15 protein-coding genes and 1 pseudogene are annotated in these 14,988 nt (G+C 66.5%); 12 read left to right on the top strand and 4 right to left on the bottom strand.

Going from position 1 to position 14,988, the window contains the following annotated elements; translation table 11 throughout:
- Window positions 1-13 precede the first annotated feature (13 nt).
- From arsS to UUA_RS09580, 10 genes are all read left to right on the top strand, one after another.
- Entirely contained in the window at window positions 14-994 is a 981-nt protein-coding gene (gene arsS / locus UUA_RS09630; RefSeq protein WP_008436346.1) for an arsenosugar biosynthesis radical SAM (seleno)protein ArsS, read from the top strand.
- Window positions 991-2,070, top strand: a complete 1,080-nt coding sequence (locus tag UUA_RS09625) for a methyltransferase domain-containing protein (protein ID WP_008436345.1) — start codon at window positions 991-993, stop codon at window positions 2,068-2,070. Before arsS ends, UUA_RS09625 begins: the two co-directional genes overlap by 4 nt.
- 1 nt (window position 2,071) lies before the next feature.
- Window positions 2,072-2,749 (top strand): TIGR04283 family arsenosugar biosynthesis glycosyltransferase, encoded by a 678-nt coding sequence (locus UUA_RS09620; RefSeq protein WP_008436343.1) that lies wholly within the window; start codon window positions 2,072-2,074, stop codon window positions 2,747-2,749.
- Complete coding sequence (locus UUA_RS09615) at window positions 2,746-3,426, top strand: TIGR04282 family arsenosugar biosynthesis glycosyltransferase (protein ID WP_235605948.1); 681 nt, start codon at window positions 2,746-2,748, stop codon at window positions 3,424-3,426. The genes UUA_RS09620 and UUA_RS09615 overlap by 4 nt, the downstream gene beginning before the upstream one ends.
- A gap of 85 nt (window positions 3,427-3,511) precedes the next feature.
- The gene (locus UUA_RS09610; RefSeq protein WP_008436339.1) at window positions 3,512-4,603 is read left to right on the top strand and encodes an inorganic phosphate transporter; all 1,092 of its coding nucleotides are present in this window, start codon (window positions 3,512-3,514) and stop codon (window positions 4,601-4,603) included.
- A gap of 209 nt (window positions 4,604-4,812) precedes the next feature.
- Window positions 4,813-5,649 carry a DUF6969 family protein gene (locus UUA_RS09600; RefSeq protein WP_235605947.1) on the top strand — a complete coding sequence of 279 codons (837 nt, stop codon included), beginning with the start codon at window positions 4,813-4,815 and terminating at the stop codon, window positions 5,647-5,649.
- A 154-nt stretch (window positions 5,650-5,803) separates the two neighbouring features.
- Window positions 5,804-6,046, top strand: coding sequence for a hypothetical protein (locus UUA_RS09595; RefSeq protein WP_153022930.1), 243 nt, complete (start codon window positions 5,804-5,806; stop codon window positions 6,044-6,046).
- 175 nt (window positions 6,047-6,221) lie between these two features.
- Window positions 6,222-6,488 (top strand): transposase, encoded by a 267-nt coding sequence (locus UUA_RS09590; protein ID WP_008436318.1) that lies wholly within the window; start codon window positions 6,222-6,224, stop codon window positions 6,486-6,488.
- A 32-nt stretch (window positions 6,489-6,520) separates the two neighbouring features.
- The gene (locus tag UUA_RS09585) at window positions 6,521-6,841 is read left to right on the top strand and encodes a hypothetical protein (RefSeq protein ID WP_008436316.1); all 321 of its coding nucleotides are present in this window, start codon (window positions 6,521-6,523) and stop codon (window positions 6,839-6,841) included.
- Window positions 6,842-6,878: 37 nt separating this feature from the next.
- A complete protein-coding gene (locus UUA_RS09580; RefSeq protein WP_039953761.1) occupies window positions 6,879-7,910 on the top strand; it encodes a YncE family protein in 1,032 nt (343 codons plus the stop codon).
- 744 nt (window positions 7,911-8,654) lie between these two features.
- Here UUA_RS09580 and UUA_RS09575 read toward each other — a convergent pair.
- The 4 genes from UUA_RS09575 to merT all read right to left on the bottom strand — a co-directional run bounded on the left by UUA_RS09575 (window position 8,655) and on the right by merT (window position 12,591).
- On the bottom strand, window positions 8,655-9,971 hold the full coding sequence (locus UUA_RS09575) for a hypothetical protein (RefSeq protein WP_238533014.1): 1,317 nt from the start codon (window positions 9,969-9,971) through the stop codon (window positions 8,655-8,657).
- A gap of 205 nt (window positions 9,972-10,176) precedes the next feature.
- Window positions 10,177-11,850 (bottom strand): mercury(II) reductase, encoded by a 1,674-nt coding sequence (gene merA, locus UUA_RS09570; RefSeq protein WP_039953760.1) that lies wholly within the window; start codon window positions 11,848-11,850, stop codon window positions 10,177-10,179.
- Between the two features lie 98 nt (window positions 11,851-11,948).
- Window positions 11,949-12,227, bottom strand: coding sequence for a mercury resistance system periplasmic binding protein MerP (gene merP / locus UUA_RS09565; protein ID WP_008436309.1), 279 nt, complete (start codon window positions 12,225-12,227; stop codon window positions 11,949-11,951).
- Between the two features lie 13 nt (window positions 12,228-12,240).
- Window positions 12,241-12,591 (bottom strand): mercuric ion transporter MerT, encoded by a 351-nt coding sequence (merT, locus tag UUA_RS09560; protein ID WP_008436308.1) that lies wholly within the window; start codon window positions 12,589-12,591, stop codon window positions 12,241-12,243.
- 69 nt (window positions 12,592-12,660) lie between these two features.
- Between merT and merR the strand changes: the two genes are divergently transcribed.
- Both merR and UUA_RS09550 read left to right on the top strand, forming a co-directional pair.
- A complete protein-coding gene (gene merR, locus UUA_RS09555; protein WP_008436307.1) occupies window positions 12,661-13,068 on the top strand; it encodes a mercury resistance transcriptional regulator MerR in 408 nt (135 codons plus the stop codon).
- Between the two features lie 628 nt (window positions 13,069-13,696).
- Window positions 13,697-14,605, top strand: a pseudogene (locus UUA_RS09550) (cation diffusion facilitator family transporter).
- Window positions 14,606-14,988 lie beyond the last annotated feature (383 nt).

The following is a 14,988-nucleotide window of genomic DNA, read 5'->3' as shown; positions in this document are numbered from 1 at the left end:
AGGACACGCTGCCATGAACGCCGTTCCATCTTTCGCCGCACCCTCGTTCGCCCGCTCCCTGCGCGAGCATGGAGTCGCCTTGCCGCGCACGCGGCTGGAGATCCTGCAGGTCAACGTCGGCAAGCTGTGCGACCTGGCCTGCCAGCACTGCCACGTGGAAGCCGGACCCGGGCGCACCGAGATCATGCAGGCGGCCACGGTGGAACGCATCCTGGAACTGCTGGCGAATGCGCCGGGCGTGCATACGGTGGATCTGACCGGCGGCGCGCCGGAACTCAATCCGCATTTCCGCACCCTAGTGCGTGGATCGCGCGCGCTGGGCAAGACCGTCATCGACCGCTGCAACCTGACCGTGCTGTTCCGTCCGGGACAGGAGGACACCGCGGAGTTCCTGGCCGCGCAGGGTGTCAAGGTGGTCGCCTCGCTGCCTTGCTACAGCAAGGCCAACGTGGAGCAGCAGCGCGGGCAGCACGTTTTCGATCCCAGCCTGCGTGCCCTTCATCGGCTCAATGCGCTCGGCTACGGCCGCGCCGGCTTCGGGCTGGAACTGGACCTGGTCTACAACCCGCTGGGCGCCACGTTGCCGCCCGCCCAGGCGGCGCTGGAGGCGACCTATCGGCGCGAGCTGGCCGAACACTTCGGCATCGTGTTCAACCACCTGTTCACCATCACCAACATGCCGATCAAGCGCTTCCTGCACCTGCTCGAGCGCGAGGGCCGCTACGAGCGCTACATGCAGACCCTGCTCGATGCATTCAATCCGCGCGCGGCGCTGGGCGTGATGTGCCGCAACCTGCTGTCGGTGAGCTGGGATGGTGAACTGTTCGACTGCGATTTCAACCAGGCGCTGGGGCTGCCGCTGGGCGGCCGCCGACGCAGCTTGTGGGAAATCGACACGCTGGCGGACGCCGGGCACGGCCCGATTGCATTCGCCGACCATTGCTATGGCTGTACCGCCGGGGCGGGCAGCTCCTGTGGAGGATCGTTGACATGAGCATGAACCTGGAACAAGACGCGGCCACATACGCGGAGGAGCAGCAAGCCGCCGTGCGCAGCTATTACGGAGAGACCCTGCAGTCGAGTCGTGATCTGCGCACCACGGCCTGCTGCAGCCTGGAAGCCATGCCGGAGAACCTGCGCTCGATCCTCGCCCAGTTGCATCCGGAGGTGCGCGAGCGCTTCTACGGCTGCGGTTCGCCGCTGCCGCCTGCGCTGGAGGGCGCCACCGTACTCGACCTCGGTTGTGGCAGCGGACGGGACGTCTATCTGCTGTCGAAGCTGGTGGGTGAGCAGGGGCGGGTGATCGGCGTCGACATGACCGAGCAGCAACTGGCGGTGGCCGAGCGCCATCGCCAATGGCATGCGCAGGCCTTCGGCCACGCGCGCAGCAATGTCACGCTGCAGTTGGGCGATCTCGCGGAGTTGGCCGCGCTGGGCATCGCTGAGAACTCGGTCGACGTCGTCGTATCCAACTGCGTGCTCAACCTGGTGCCGGACAAGCGTCGCGCGTTCGCCGAAATATGCCGCGTGCTCAAGCCCGGCGGCGAGCTGTATTTCTCCGACGTGTTCAGTGATCGCCGGCTGCCGCGCGAGCTGCTGGCCGACCCGGTGCTGCTGGGCGAGTGCCTCGCCGGCGCGCTGTACCTGGAGGATTTCCGCCGCTTGCTCGGCGAGCTGGGCGTGGCCGATGCACGCGTGTGCGCACGCAGCCCGATCGCGCTGACCGATGCGGCGATCGAGCAACGTATCGGTTTTGCGAACTTCGAGTCGATCACCTGGCGCGCATTCAAGCTGCCGCTGGAGGATCGCTGCGAGGATCACGGCCAGGTCGCGACCTACCTGGGCAGCTTGCCCGGGCAGCCGCACCGCTTTGCGCTGGATGACCACCACCTGTTCGAGAGCGGTCGGCCGGTGCGGGTCTGCGGCAACACCGCCGACATGCTGGCGGGCAGCCGCTATGCCGCGCATTTCCGCGTCGACGGCGACAAGCGGCGGCATTTCGGCCTGTTCGATTGCGCGCCCGCCGCGTCGACCGGCGCCGCGGCCAGCTTTTCGGCCGGCTGTTGCTGACATGACTTCGTTGTCGGTGATCGTGCCGCTGGCGCCCGGCGAGACTGAATGGCCCGAGCTGCTGCGGCAGCTGGCGGGCTTGCCGGATGGCAGCGAGGTGATCGTGGTGTGCGCCGACGACGAGCCGCGACCGCCACCGACGACGTGGCCCGCATGTCTGCACTATCGGCAGTGCCGCAGCGAAGTCGGCCGTGCCCGCCAGCAGAATCTCGGCGCCGGCCTGGCCACGGGCGAGTGGTTGTGGTTCCTGCATGCCGACTCGCGTTTGCGTCCCGGCACCCTGCACCAACTACAGCGCTTCATCGCGCAGGGCGGCGAGGCGCTGGGATGGTTCACGCTCGCCTTTCGCGGCGACGGCCCGCGCTGGACGGCGCTGAACGCCGCCGGCGCCAACTGGCGCGCGCGCTGGCTGGGGTTGCCGTTCGGCGATCAGGGGCTGCTGTTGCCGCGACATAGTTTCGAGGCGCTGCATGGCTTCAACGAGCAGGCGCGTTGCGGCGAGGATCACCTGCTGGTATGGGCCGTGAGACATGCAGGGTTGCCATTGCGGCGCATTCCCGCCGTGCTGGAAACCAGCGCACGCAAGTATGCGCGACACGGCTGGCTGAGCACCACGCTCCGGCACTGGCGACTGACCGCGGCCCAGGCATGGTGCGCCACGCGGCGGACGAGGACATGACGACCGCGCTGGCCATCTTCGTCAAGACCCCGGGCCATTCACCGCTGAAGACGCGGCTGGCGGCGGCGATTGGCGAAGACGCTGCGCTCGATTTCCATCGGCTGGCCAGCGCTGCCGTGGCGGCGGTGGCCAAGGCGACCCGGCCGCTCATCACGCCTTACTGGGCAGTGGCCGAGGCCGACGACGCGGCGCATGCGGCGTGGCCGGACTTTCCCACGATCTGGCAGGGGGAGGGCGGCCTGGGTACGCGCATGCATCACGTTCTAGAAACCCTGCTGGGTCGGCACGACAGCGTGCTGCTGGTAGGTGCGGACGTGCCGCAGCTCACGTCGGGGCAACTGGCCCAGGCCGCACAGGCACTGGCCGAGCCCCCGGTGGCGTGCGTGCTCGGTCCCGCCACCGATGGCGGCTTCTGGCTGTTCGGCGCCAACACGCCGGTGCCGCTGGCGACCTGGCAGTCGGTGCGCTATTCGCGGGGCGACACCTGCCTGGCGCTGCGCAAAGCACTGCCAGCGACGGAAAACATCGTCGAGCTGCCCGTACTCACCGATGTCGACAACGCCGACGATTTGCCGCGGGTGCTGGATGCGCTTGGCCGGCTGCCGGAGGCCTTGCCGGCGCAGCGTGCGCTGGCGAAATGGATGCAGCGGCAACTTGCAGGATCTCCAACGGCCTGAATCGTTTTGCCACCCGGGTGACTCCATGACATGCGGCCTTGTACTTCGCCGCTTCGTCTTCGCGTGACGCTACCCCGGATGCCCGATGGAAACCCTGCTTGTACTGACCGTGCTGTTCCTCGCCGCCACCAACGGCGCCAATGACAACTTCAAGGGCGTGGCCGTGGTGTACGGCAGTCGCCGCGCCGGTTACTGGACCAGCCTGGGCTGGGCGAGCATCACCACCCTGGCCGGATCGTTGTCCTCGGTGTTCCTCGCGCGTGCGCTGCTGAAGGCGTTCACCGGTGCCGGCCTGGTGCCGGCCGAGGTCGCAGCACAGCTTCCGTTTGCGCTGGCGGTCGCTGGCGGCGCCGGCATTACCGTCGCGCTGGCCGCCTGGCGTGGGCAGCCGATCTCGACCACCCACGCACTGGTCGGCGCGATGAGCGGTGTCGGCCTGATGGCCGTCGGCCCGGCGGTGAAGTTCGGCACGCTGGGATACAGCTTCCTGCTGCCGCTGCTGGCGACTCCCGTCATTGCGGTCCTGCCGGCCTACCTGCTGGCACCGTGGCTGCGCAGGCTGACCGCCCGAGCAGAGCGCGAGCCGGAGTGCGAGTGCACGGTGAGTGCGGTGCAGGTTTCGGCGGACGGGCTGATGCTGCGCACGGGCATGCCGGTGGCCATCGCCGGTACCGTGGCCGAGTGCGAAAGCGTCGGGGCCCGGCGCGTGTGGCGGCCTGATGCCCGTGGCGTGGTGGATGGCCTGCTGTATCTGTCCGGCGGCGCGGTCAGCTTCGCCAGGGGCCTGAACGACACGCCCAAGATCGCGGCACTCCTGTTGCCGATCGCTGCGCTGGACGATAGCGCCTCGGCGCTGGCGGTCGGTCTGGCGATGCTCGTGGGCGGTTTGCTGGGGGCGGCGCGTGTTGCCCGCACCATGAGCGACAGGATCACGCGGCTCGATGCCGGCGGGGCGCTGGCCGCCGGCCTGACCACCAGCCTGCTGGTCGGCACGGCCTCATTCAGTGGGTTGCCGGTGTCCACGACCCATGTGTCGGTCGGCGCCCTCGCCGGCAGCGGCATCAGCAACGGTGCAGGCGTGGATCGACCCGTGATGACCGCCATCGTCCTTTCGTGGGTGATCACCGTGCCCGTCGGCGCGATGTTCGGCGCGCTGCTGTACTGGTGGTTGGGCTGACCGGTTGCCGCGCCGATTTCCTGAATCCTTTTGTTCGCCGGCGGCCTCTCTGTTGCCGAGACCGTATGTCTCTATCCGCAACTTTTCCTGTCACCTGCATTGGAGAAACCCATGAAAGCTTCCGTGAAACTCGCCTCGCTCGCCGCGCTGACCGCTGCCATCGTTGCCCTTCCCGCAGCTGCCGCGGATATGAGCGGCACCCAAGGCAAGTGCGGGTCGTCGACGAGCATGACCAAGTGCGGCGCCAAGTGCGCGGCGGGCAAGTGCGCCGCCAAGAAGCACACGCATCGGAACATGAAGGCGAAGTGCGGCGCCAGCAAGTGCGCACCCAGGTGTGGAGCGAAGTGCGCTCCCAAGTGCGCTGCCCAGCACTGATGGCACCGGCGTCTGGCCGGCGGCCTCGGGCCCCCGTTGGCGGCACCGACGCCGATGCCGCCGGCCAGCGCTTGCTGGAAACCTACGCCGCCCTGGCGGCGCGCGGCGAGCATTTGCTGCACGGCCTGCTTGCGGGCAAACCCCCGCGACAATGGCAGCACTATCCCGAAAACGATGCGATCGATCGGGTCAGTGGCTACCAGTGGTTCTACCACTCGCACTCACCCGAAGATCGATCCGGCGCCAGCGAACACGGTCACTTCCATCTGTTTGCCTGCCGTCCGCTGTGGGCAGGGCGGCTCCGGTCGGGCGCGGAAAAGGCCTTCGCCGCGTTGACCGGCGATCCGCAGGTGTCAGTCACCACCCGGCATTTGCTGGGCATGGGGATGAGCGCCAAGGGCGTGCCAACCAGTCTGTTCACCGTCAACAGCTGGGTTACCGGCGACTTGATGCTGAGCGCCGCGGGTACCGAACGATTGCTGGCCCGGATGCGCCTGGACACCGGCCACGCCAGCATCGACGCCGTACTGGAAAGCGTGGTCGCGCTGTGCGCCGGCGAGATTCACGAAGTCATGGCGGCGCGCGATGCCACCTTGTCCAGCAGGCCGGTGCATGGCGTACTGGCGGATCGGAACCTGGAGCTCCTGTCGGAAATGGTCATCGCGTTGTGAGCCAGTGCCCCAGATTCGTCCTTTGCCATCGTGCTGCTCAAGACCCGGGCGCGTCGCTCCCGCAGGAAGCCGGCTGATATGGTGCTGGAACGGTCTCTGCACGACCTGGCTTCCGCATAACCACCGCGAATGGCCAAAAAAACCTGTCCCTGAAATGTCCTGGACCCATGTCGGACGAAGTGATTGTGGAGCGTTGTCGAGAAACAGCGAGCACCTGATCGAGCGCATCGAGGACGAATCGCAGAAAGACATCAACCCCGGTCTTTATCCGCGCATGGCGTTATTGCCCGGCGAGCGCATCGAGGTCAAGTCGGGGCAGGTGGTGGTGCTGGATGCCAGTGCACGATCGGGCGTCCGCGCGCAGCGGGATGCTCCGGTGGACGAAGCGATGCCCTGATCCAGGGACATCGCCTGGTCCGTTGCCCAGATTTTTGAGTGCGGCGGTGGTTGTGATGCGCGGATGATTGTCCGCGCCAATTGAGTAGAGGTAGCGCGTCGGCTGGGGAGAAGTTGAAGCGTCCTCGTTGATTCGAGCCAATCGGAAGCAGAGTTTTCCCATGAAGGAGCTCTGCATGAAGAAGTCGAAGTTCAGCGAGGAACAGATCATCCGGATCCTCAAGGAGGTCGAGGCCGGCGTGAAGGTCGCCGAGACGTGCCGCAGGTACGGCATCAGCGAGCCGACGTACTACGTCTGGAAGGACAAGTACGCCGGGATGGAGGTGTCGCAACTGCGGCACCTGAAGGACGTCGAGGGCGACTTGGGCCCGCTCAAGCGCATGTATGCCGACCTGGCGCTGGGGCACCATGCATTGAAGGACGCGCTGTCGCAAAAAGACTGAGCCATGTGCGGCGATTGGAGCTGAGTCTGACGATGCAAACCCATTACGGCCTGAGAGCCTGGCGTGCCGACCGCGCGCAGGGCCTGTCGTGCTCGGCAAGGCACTACGCGCTGCGTCGCCGCGACGACTCGGCGCTGATCGAGGCGATCGAGCTCCACCTGAAGGACAACCCCGGCTATGGCTTTGGCCTGCTGTTCGACGAAGCCCTGCAGCCAAAGGGATGTGGGAAGACCCGCAGTTGGCGGGTCTACGTGGCCATGAGCCTGAACCGGCCACGCCGGGCAAGCGGCGCCTGCTCGACCGCGTCCGCGAGCCATTGGCGATCCCCCCGAACAGGCGAACCACACGCGTAGCGCGTAGCATGTGTGCCTTGGACACGTGTGCCGGCACATGAACCTCAAGGCAGACCGCACTCTCCGTCGAGGCCTGATGGCCTTGGTGGCCTTTGCATTACTGTTCGTAGCCACGCCCGCGTGCAGCGGGGCGAGCAGTCCGGGCAGCCGGTTGCCGCTGACCACGCTCGCGGAGGTGCCCTTGCCCGGCAGAGCCACGCGCTGGGACTACGCCAGCCTCGACGAACGAAGCCATCTTCTTTTCCTGGCGCACCTGGGCGACAGCGCCGTCGTCGTGTTCGACACCGCCCAGCGCAAGGTGGTGGCGACCATTCCCGACGTCAGCTCCGTCCACGGCGTGCTGTACGTGCCAGAGCTGGGTCGGGTGTATGCCTCGGCGACCGGCGCCGATGAAGTGGTCGCGATCGACGCCAAAACCTTCAAGATCATCGCGCGCATGCCGGCGGGGGATTATCCGGACGGCATGGCCTATGCTCCGGACGTGCACAAGCTGTATGTCTCCGACGAACACGGCGGCACCGATACCGTGATCGACGTACGGTCGAACGTGCGGGTGGCCACGATCCCGCTGGGCGGCGAGGTTGGCAACACCCAGTACGATCCGGTCACCCGACACATCTTCGCGAACGCGCAGACCCGCAAGCAGCTGGTGGAAATCGATCCAGCTACCGACAGGGTGATCAGCCGGATCAACCTTCCCGGAGCCGCCGGCAATCACGGCCTCTACATTGATGGCGCCTCACGTCTGGCCTTTATCGCGTGTGAGGACAACAGCAAGTTGCTGGTGCTGGATCTGACCAGTCGAAAGGTGCGGGCCACCTTCGACGTTGCCGATGATCCGGATGTCCTGGCCTTCGATGCCTCGCTCGGCTGGCTCTACGTGGCCGGTGAATCCGGCGAGGTGTCGATCCTCAAAGTCACCGGGCAGGCCGTTCGACCGCTCGCTACCGCGATGCTCGGCCCGAATGCCCACGTCGTCGCCGTGGATGGCGTCACGCACCAGGCCTATTTCCCGTTGAAGCCCATGTGGGGCAAGTCCAGGCTGCGAATCACCCGACCACAGCTATAGGCTGGTTCACCCCGGAGTCGGCGACTGAAAGCGCGTGAAACCCATGCTCCAAATGAGGCACATCGTTGGTCGGTCAGCGACTATGCGGCAGCTAGTTGGCTGCTGGGAGGCGGTTTCTTAGTTGCTGCGGGGGCAGTCGTTGTAGATAGCGGCCCAGAGGCCGGGTTCCGGCAGCTGTGGCCACCTCACCCGACACCTCCGGCACTTCGCATAATGTATATTATGTAAAGTTTCGCCGACGCATTGTCGGTGCTGGCATGCGCCCGTGTTGGTCGTCGCCATTCATCCGGTGCTCGCGGGCGACGCCTACGGCTGCAGTCCGCGGGCCTGGAACGCATTGTCAGCACCGACACCATCGCGCACGTATCCAATGCCATTCCCCTGGGCACTGCGGTCGCGGCAACGGCGTCGGGACTGATGGTGCAGGATTCTGTATCGGAGGTCCCATGAACCTGCGTGCTGCTTGCTGCACTGTAGACCATCTCGCCCGGCTGACCGCCAGCGCGACGCAGACCTATGGGACGCAGCGCGTGCGCGCCTGTCGAGTCGCCAATCCGGACGACGTACGTTCCAGGTCGGAAGGCACTACACCCAGGCAACGATCTTTACGCGGCCATGCCGGAGACACTCCCGATCTACAGCCGCGCGCGCCATACACAACTGTGGCAGATCGTGCTTGCCCGCAACGGCGTCCCCGGCGGCTATGTTGCCCTGCCCTGACAAACGCCGATGCGTGGTGGCTGCTCAGGGCACGCGTGCTTCGTGCGAGGTGAGCACCGCGGCGAATCCACCGTGCGTGGTACGCATGTTCGTGGTCTGCCCCTGGTAGAGGCGGGCCGCGAACAGCAGTGTGCCGGCCTCTGAAGCGAAGCAGCGCACATCGGCCTTGAGCGTGATGTCGGCGTGCGGGATACGCACGCTGGGCGGTGCGAAAGCCTGTGCCACGTAAGCCGCAGTGGCCATGGCTTCCCATGTGCGCCGGGTCACCTTGTCACCACGATAGCTGCCGCGACTGCCGTAGCCGGATGCGGGCTTGAAGAAGTAGTGGTCACGCGCGGCCCACAGGGCATCGCGGTTTCCCGCAGTCAACTCGACCGTCGACGGGATGGCCTTTGCCAACAGATTGGCCGTGGATGCATCGATTCCGTAGCTCTCGAGCAACTGTGGGGCATCGAGTACTGCGAGGTTGCGCTTGTCGGCGTACACCGCGTGTGCCCGGGGGTGCGGTGTCAGGGCAATTAAGCCCGCCAGGTATGCCGCGGCCAGCGGCTGACAGGCAGGTTCACGCAGGGCGAAATCGGTAAGACGGTTGTAGATGGCGTCGACCGGTCCGTCGGCGTCACGCAGACCATTGCGGTCGTGAATGAGTTCTTCGGGCGCCCGGATCACCGTGTCGATGCCCCGGGACTGGAATGCCTGCCTGTACAACTCGAATTCGGGATAAAGGAACTGCTCGCGCGGCGTGACATCGACTATGGCCATGCGCCTTGGCATCCGGCCGAGTTGGCGCTGCGCGTCCTCGATCCATGCCGAAACGCCTGCCTCCCGCGCCGCGGCACCGGTCGCCCATGGCGCCCAGGCTGCTGGCGCGCAGGATTGCACGGCATCGAGCAGGAACGCGTTGAGCAGCAGCCCACCGGGATTGGTGTTGATCTCGATCAGCCGCGGCCCTTCGACCGTGAGATGAAAATCCAGCCCCAGCACGCCGCCTGCGGAACCCGGATCATGTCGCGCGATCTCCGGGGCATGGCGCAGCACGTGCTCTACGTAGCGCGGATGCCTGGCGACCCGAAATACCGCTGCCGCAACGGAACCCATGGCGTCCAACGCACCCCGGTCCACGAACAGGGCATAGGGTGAAAACAGGTGCGCATGCCGCACCGGATCGATGGCATCCAGCCCGGGAAGCGCCGCCTCCAGGGTGTGGCGCAATTGGTTGATGTCGACTACGGCGCAGCCGCAACGCCGGTTCAGCGCTTCCGGGTCCGTATCAGCGCAGTCGATGTCGCATGTGGGTATCTGCATGAGGCCGAAGATCTTGCTTTCCGGATGGAGACTCAAGTTCCAACCGGGCGTGCCTGCATCACTCGGCGCCGCTCGGCAGTTGGACTATACATCTAGGTTTTTCGATCCGTGCATTGAGCCATGCGCGGCGAGGCTTCGACTCCCTGACGGAGTGTCGCGCCAGCGCCTCGATCGGCCGCCAGACTCGTCGTGAGATTGGATCACACGAAACCAAACAAACCCGAGGATTCGCCTGCCGCGTTCAGCCGGCGCAGCAGGACAGTTGCCTCACGTCCTTGCTGAAGGTCTGCGCCGCGAGCTTGAGCCCTTCGACCATGGTCAGATACGGGAACAGCTGGTCGGCCAGTTCCTCGACGGTCATGCGCGCACGGATCGCCAGCGCCGCCGCCTGGATCAGCTCGCCCGCCTCCGGTGCCACCGCCTGCACGCCGATCAGCCGATGCGAAGCGGCTTCGACCACCAGCTTGATGAAGCCGCGGCTGTCGAAGTTGACCAGCGCCCGCGGAACGTTGTCCAGCGTGAGCACGCGGCTGTCGGTCTCGATTCCCTCCAGGTGGGCTGCGCCTTCGGACAGCCCGACCGTGGCGACCTGCGGGTCGGTGAACACCACGGCCGGCATCACCGACAGTTCCAGCATCGCGTTGCCGCCGGTCATGTTGATCGCCGCACGGGTGCCGGCGGCGGCCGCGACGTAGACGAACTGCGGCTGGTCGGTGCAGTCGCCGGCGGCGTAGATATCCGGCGCGCTGGTGCGCATGGCCGCGTCGATCCGGATGGCGCCTTGCGCATGGGTTGCCACGCCTGCGGCATCGAGACCGAGCCCGCGCGTATTCGGATAACGGCCGGTGGCGACCAGCAGGCGGTCGGCATGCAGTTCGCCTTCGCCGGTGGCGAGCACGAATTCGCCGTTCCGATAGGCGACGTGGCTGGCCTGGGTGTATTCCCGCACCTCGATCCCTTCGGCGCGGAACGCGGCGGTCACTGCTTCGCCGATGGCCGGGTCTTCGCGGAAGAACAAAGTGCTGCGCGCCAGCAGCGTCACCCGGCTGCCCAGCCGCGCGAAAGCCTGCGCCAGTTCCGCGGCGACCACCGAGGAGCCGATGATCGCCAGCCGCGGCGGTATCGAATCGCTCGCCAAGGCCTCGGTGGAGGTCCAGTAGGGCGTCTCCTCCAGGCCGGGGATCGGCGGCAAGGCGGGACTCGCGCCAGTAGCGACCAGACAGCGGTCGAAGGTCATCTCGCGTTCCTCGCCGCCGTGCATCCGCACGAGGAGGTTGTGGCCGCCGCTGAAACGCGCATCACCGCGCAGCACGGTGATGGATGGCTTGCCCTCCAGGATGTTCTCGTATTTGGCGTGGCGCAGTTCCTCGACGCGCGCCTGCTGCTGCGCGATCAGCCGTCCGCGCGTGATCGTCGGCGTGGCGGCGCTGATGCCACCGTCGAACGGGCTGCTTGCCCGCAGGTGGGCGATGTGCGCGGCACGGATCATGATCTTGGACGGCACGCAGCCGGTGTTCACACAAGTGCCGCCGATGGTGCCGCGCTCGATCAGCGTCACCCGCGCGCCTCGTTCGACAGCCTTCAGCGCCGCGGCCATCGCCGCCCCGCCGCTGCCGATCACCGCGACGTGCAGCTTGCCGTCGCCGTGGCCGGCCTGTTCGCGCCCGCGCTTGAGCGGTTCGCCGTGCGGTGGCGCGGCCGGAGCATCGACCGGGGCGGCACGATAACCGAGGCCGGCCACCGCGGCGACCAGGGCATCGGTGGACGTTCCCGTCGCCACCTTGAGCGAGGCGCTGGCCGCGGGGTAAGACACCTCGGCCGCGAGCACGCCCGGCACCTCTCGCAGTGCCTCCTCGACGTGGCTTGCGCACGATCCGCAGGTCATGCCGGAGATCCGCAGAACGAGACCGCTCATTCCGCCCTCCCCGCGCGCCGTGGCGCCTCGTTGACTTGGCGGCACGCTGCCGCATGACGGCAGTACGCCGTATGGGTGATGCTCTGGTTGTTCACCGCCTAGTGCTCCAGCCTGGACGGATAACCGGCATCGGCCGTTGCCTTGCGCAAGGCTTCCACCGTGGTCTTCGCGTCATCGAACGCCACGACCGTTTCGCGTTTGTCCGCGTTCACCTCTACTCGATCGACACCTTCGACCCGGGCAAGCGCCTTTTTCACGGTGATCGGACAGGCCGGACAGGTCATGCCGGGCACGAATAGAGTGACCGTCTTGACGGCCGCCCAGGCGGGCGTCGCCAGCGTGGCGGCCAGGGCGGCAACAGTGGCAAGTTTCTTCATGGCGGGTTTCCTCTCAGTAGAACAGCGGCAGGACGTAGGGATAGGCAAGCGCAATCAGCACCAGGGCGGCGACGATCCAGAAGATCAGCTTGTAGGTCGCGCGCACCTGCGGGATCGCGCAGACCTCGCCCGGCTTGCAGGCGCGCGTCGGGCGGAAGATGCGCCGCGCGGCCAACGCCAGCGCGATCAGCGCGGCGGCGATGAACAGCGGCCGATACGGCTCAAGCACCGTGAGGTTGCCGATCCAGGCACCCGAGAAGCCGAGCGCGACCAGCACCAGCGGTCCCAGACAACAGGTCGAGGCGAGAATCGCGGCGAGGCCGCCAGCGGCCAGCAGTCCACGGTCATTGCCGGGCTCGGTCATGAATGTTCTCCCGTGTCTTCGTCGGATGGCGTAACGTTAGTTCCGTAGTCGACTACGGAATCAAGCACCATGTCGCGCCATCCGGAAAACCTGAGCATCGGCGCCTTCGCCAGGGCGGCCGGGGTGAATGTGGAGACGATCCGCTTCTATCAACTCAAGGGTTTGCTTGCCACGCCAGAGCGGGCTTATGGCAGCATCCGCCGCTACGGCAGCGCGGACGTGGCCCGGGTGAAATTCGTGAAGTCGGCGCAGCGGCTTGGCTTCACCCTGGGCGCGATCGGGCAACTGCTGAAGCTGGAGGACGGCACGCATTGCAGCGAAGCGGCGGAGCTCGCCGTGCAGCGGCTGGATGACGTGCGCGCCAGGCTCGCCGACCTGAACCGCATGGCGCATGCGCTCTCCACGCTGGTCGGCGAGTGCCACGCGGGGAACGGTCGGGTTTCGTGCCCCCTGATCGCGTCCTTGCATGGATCATGAGCCGCCTGACCCCAGTTTGGCCGGCGTGTCGAGGCTGTGTTCGACGGTGAGGTTCATTTCTGCTGCGGCGGACTGTGGGTCATGCAGATCTGCCGGGGGGCCGGGTCGTAACACGGATTCTGCAGGACAGCTCCCCACAGCGCGGCGGCGCGGGTGTTGACGGCCACCACCATGCCTTCCCGTTGCGGAGATAAGCGGGCGTCGGCATCGCCTCCAGCAGCATCCGCACCGAGCCGAGGTGGGCTGTCTGCTCGGCGACGGTAGCGCAGGAAGGCGCGGCATCGATCTCCGGGATAGCCATCTCGCCGCCCCATTGGAAGCATCTTCGCCAGGCGAATCGCGGAAACGGCACGCCGGCCCCACAGCCGTCTCACGATGCTCCATTTTCAAAGCCATTACGCGCCGCGCGCCGCGCGCTGCACAGTCATGCCGTTCGCTCCGCTGTGTGCCGGGTCCGGCTGGATCGCTGGATCCGGACGGCAGCCCGGCGACTTGGCGCACTCGACCGATACTTCACTCCACCTGCTCGTTTCGCGTCGCACAGTGGGCTTGCCTACTCCCGGTAATGCGCCAGCTGGCGTGGCGCACCGAACCGAACCGCAGGCGCGCATGCGCAGCCCGCGACGGCATGCGGAGGATCGATCATGGCGGGCCCCCCTCGCACAAAGTCGTCTACGTCGCACTCGGGCAATCTGATGATTGCGGTAGCGAAGTTCGTGGCGGCGGCAATCTCCGGCAGCTCGACGATGCTCAGCGAGGGCGTGCATTCGCTGGTCGACTCGGTCAACGAGGTGCTGCTGCTGTACGGATTGCACCGCGCCGACCTGCCGCCGGATCGCAGCCATCCGTTCGGTTATGGCCGCGAACTCTACTTCTAGAGTTTCATCGTGGCCCTGCTGGTATTGGCGATGGGCGCGGGCGTGTCCTTCTATGAAGGAGTGATGCACATCCGCGAGCCGGAGGCGATCGAGCACCCATTGATCAACTACGCAGTGCTGGCGGTCTCGTTCCTGTTCGATGGCACGTCATGGGTGGTGGCGGTGCGCGAGTTCCGTGCCCACAAGGGGCGGCTCGGCTATTTCGAGGCCTTCCGGCTGAGCAAGGACCCTTCCACCTTTACCGTCATGCGGGAGGACAGCGCGGCACCGCTGGGTCTGCTGATCGCGCTGGCCGGCGTGCTGAGCGTGTTCGCCATACTGCTGATGCGGGAAACCAAGAGGCTGTTGATCGGCGAGCCCGCCCACCCGGGGGCAGCGAGACGATCTTCGCGATCGCCGCCGCCGACCGTGGCGTGTATCGCGCCAATGGCGTGCTGACGGTGCAGATGGGGCCGAACCAGGTGGTGGCCAGCCTCAGCGCCGAGTTCGAGGACGCGCTGGCCACGCCGCAGATCGAGGCCTGCGTCAATCGCATCGAGAAGCTGGCGAAGGCGATCCACCCGGAGATCCTGTCGCTGTTCGTCAAGCCGCAGACCGCCGCGACCTGGCGTGCGCGACGCCAGCTGATCGAGCTGGATGACGAGAGCCCGGCCTCGTGAGCGGCGGTCCGGGCGCGGTGTGCGGTTCACTACCCGAGGTCCAGCGAGGAAACCCAGCCCATGGATGCCTTCCTGCAGTTGTCCGGGCCATGGTGGCATTCGCCTGCGTGGCGCCGGGGTCTACCTTATCCTGCTGTGCGGGTTGCGCCTGACCGGCAAGCGCTCGTTCGGCGAGATGTCGGCATTCGAGGTCGTCATGATGGCCCTCGTCGGTGGCGCTTTACGCATTTCGATCACCGGCGGGGACACTTCGTTCTTCGGCGGCATCATCCCGCATGATCCTCGCGCTCTGACGGCGCGGGCGCCGATGCTCACGGCTTGCGGAAACGGCCGGGTTGTTCCACGTTTTCGTTTCGACCGCGCCTGTGGGTGGAGCTGCCCCG

The organism is Rhodanobacter thiooxydans LCS2 (genome assembly GCF_000264375.1).
GTDB lineage: Bacteria > Pseudomonadota > Gammaproteobacteria > Xanthomonadales > Rhodanobacteraceae > Rhodanobacter > Rhodanobacter thiooxydans.
The sequence above is the reverse complement of the archived record's forward strand: the minus strand, read 5'-3'. Positions and strand labels throughout refer to the sequence as shown.

What these genes read in the sequence shown, in the direction of transcription:
- merA (WP_039953760.1), bottom strand. Translation starts at nt 11,850, where the DNA reads ATGAGCGGTCTCGTTCTGCGGATCTCCGGCATGACCTGCGGATCGTGC.
- UUA_RS09615 (WP_235605948.1), top strand. Translation starts at nt 2,746, where the DNA reads ATGACGACCGCGCTGGCCATCTTCGTCAAGACCCCGGGCCATTCACCG.
- UUA_RS09625 (WP_008436345.1), top strand. Translation starts at nt 991, where the DNA reads ATGAGCATGAACCTGGAACAAGACGCGGCCACATACGCGGAGGAGCAG.
- UUA_RS09585 (WP_008436316.1), top strand. Translation starts at nt 6,521, where the DNA reads ATGCAAACCCATTACGGCCTGAGAGCCTGGCGTGCCGACCGCGCGCAG.
- arsS (WP_008436346.1), top strand. Translation starts at nt 14, where the DNA reads ATGAACGCCGTTCCATCTTTCGCCGCACCCTCGTTCGCCCGCTCCCTG.
- UUA_RS09580 (WP_039953761.1), top strand. Translation starts at nt 6,879, where the DNA reads ATGAACCTCAAGGCAGACCGCACTCTCCGTCGAGGCCTGATGGCCTTG.
- UUA_RS09590 (WP_008436318.1), top strand. Translation starts at nt 6,222, where the DNA reads ATGAAGAAGTCGAAGTTCAGCGAGGAACAGATCATCCGGATCCTCAAG.
- merT (WP_008436308.1), bottom strand. Translation starts at nt 12,591, where the DNA reads ATGACCGAGCCCGGCAATGACCGTGGACTGCTGGCCGCTGGCGGCCTC.
- UUA_RS09610 (WP_008436339.1), top strand. Translation starts at nt 3,512, where the DNA reads ATGGAAACCCTGCTTGTACTGACCGTGCTGTTCCTCGCCGCCACCAAC.
- merR (WP_008436307.1), top strand. Translation starts at nt 12,661, where the DNA reads ATGTCGCGCCATCCGGAAAACCTGAGCATCGGCGCCTTCGCCAGGGCG.
- merP (WP_008436309.1), bottom strand. Translation starts at nt 12,227, where the DNA reads ATGAAGAAACTTGCCACTGTTGCCGCCCTGGCCGCCACGCTGGCGACG.
- UUA_RS09620 (WP_008436343.1), top strand. Translation starts at nt 2,072, where the DNA reads ATGACTTCGTTGTCGGTGATCGTGCCGCTGGCGCCCGGCGAGACTGAA.
- UUA_RS09595 (WP_153022930.1), top strand. Translation starts at nt 5,804, where the DNA reads ATGTCCTGGACCCATGTCGGACGAAGTGATTGTGGAGCGTTGTCGAGA.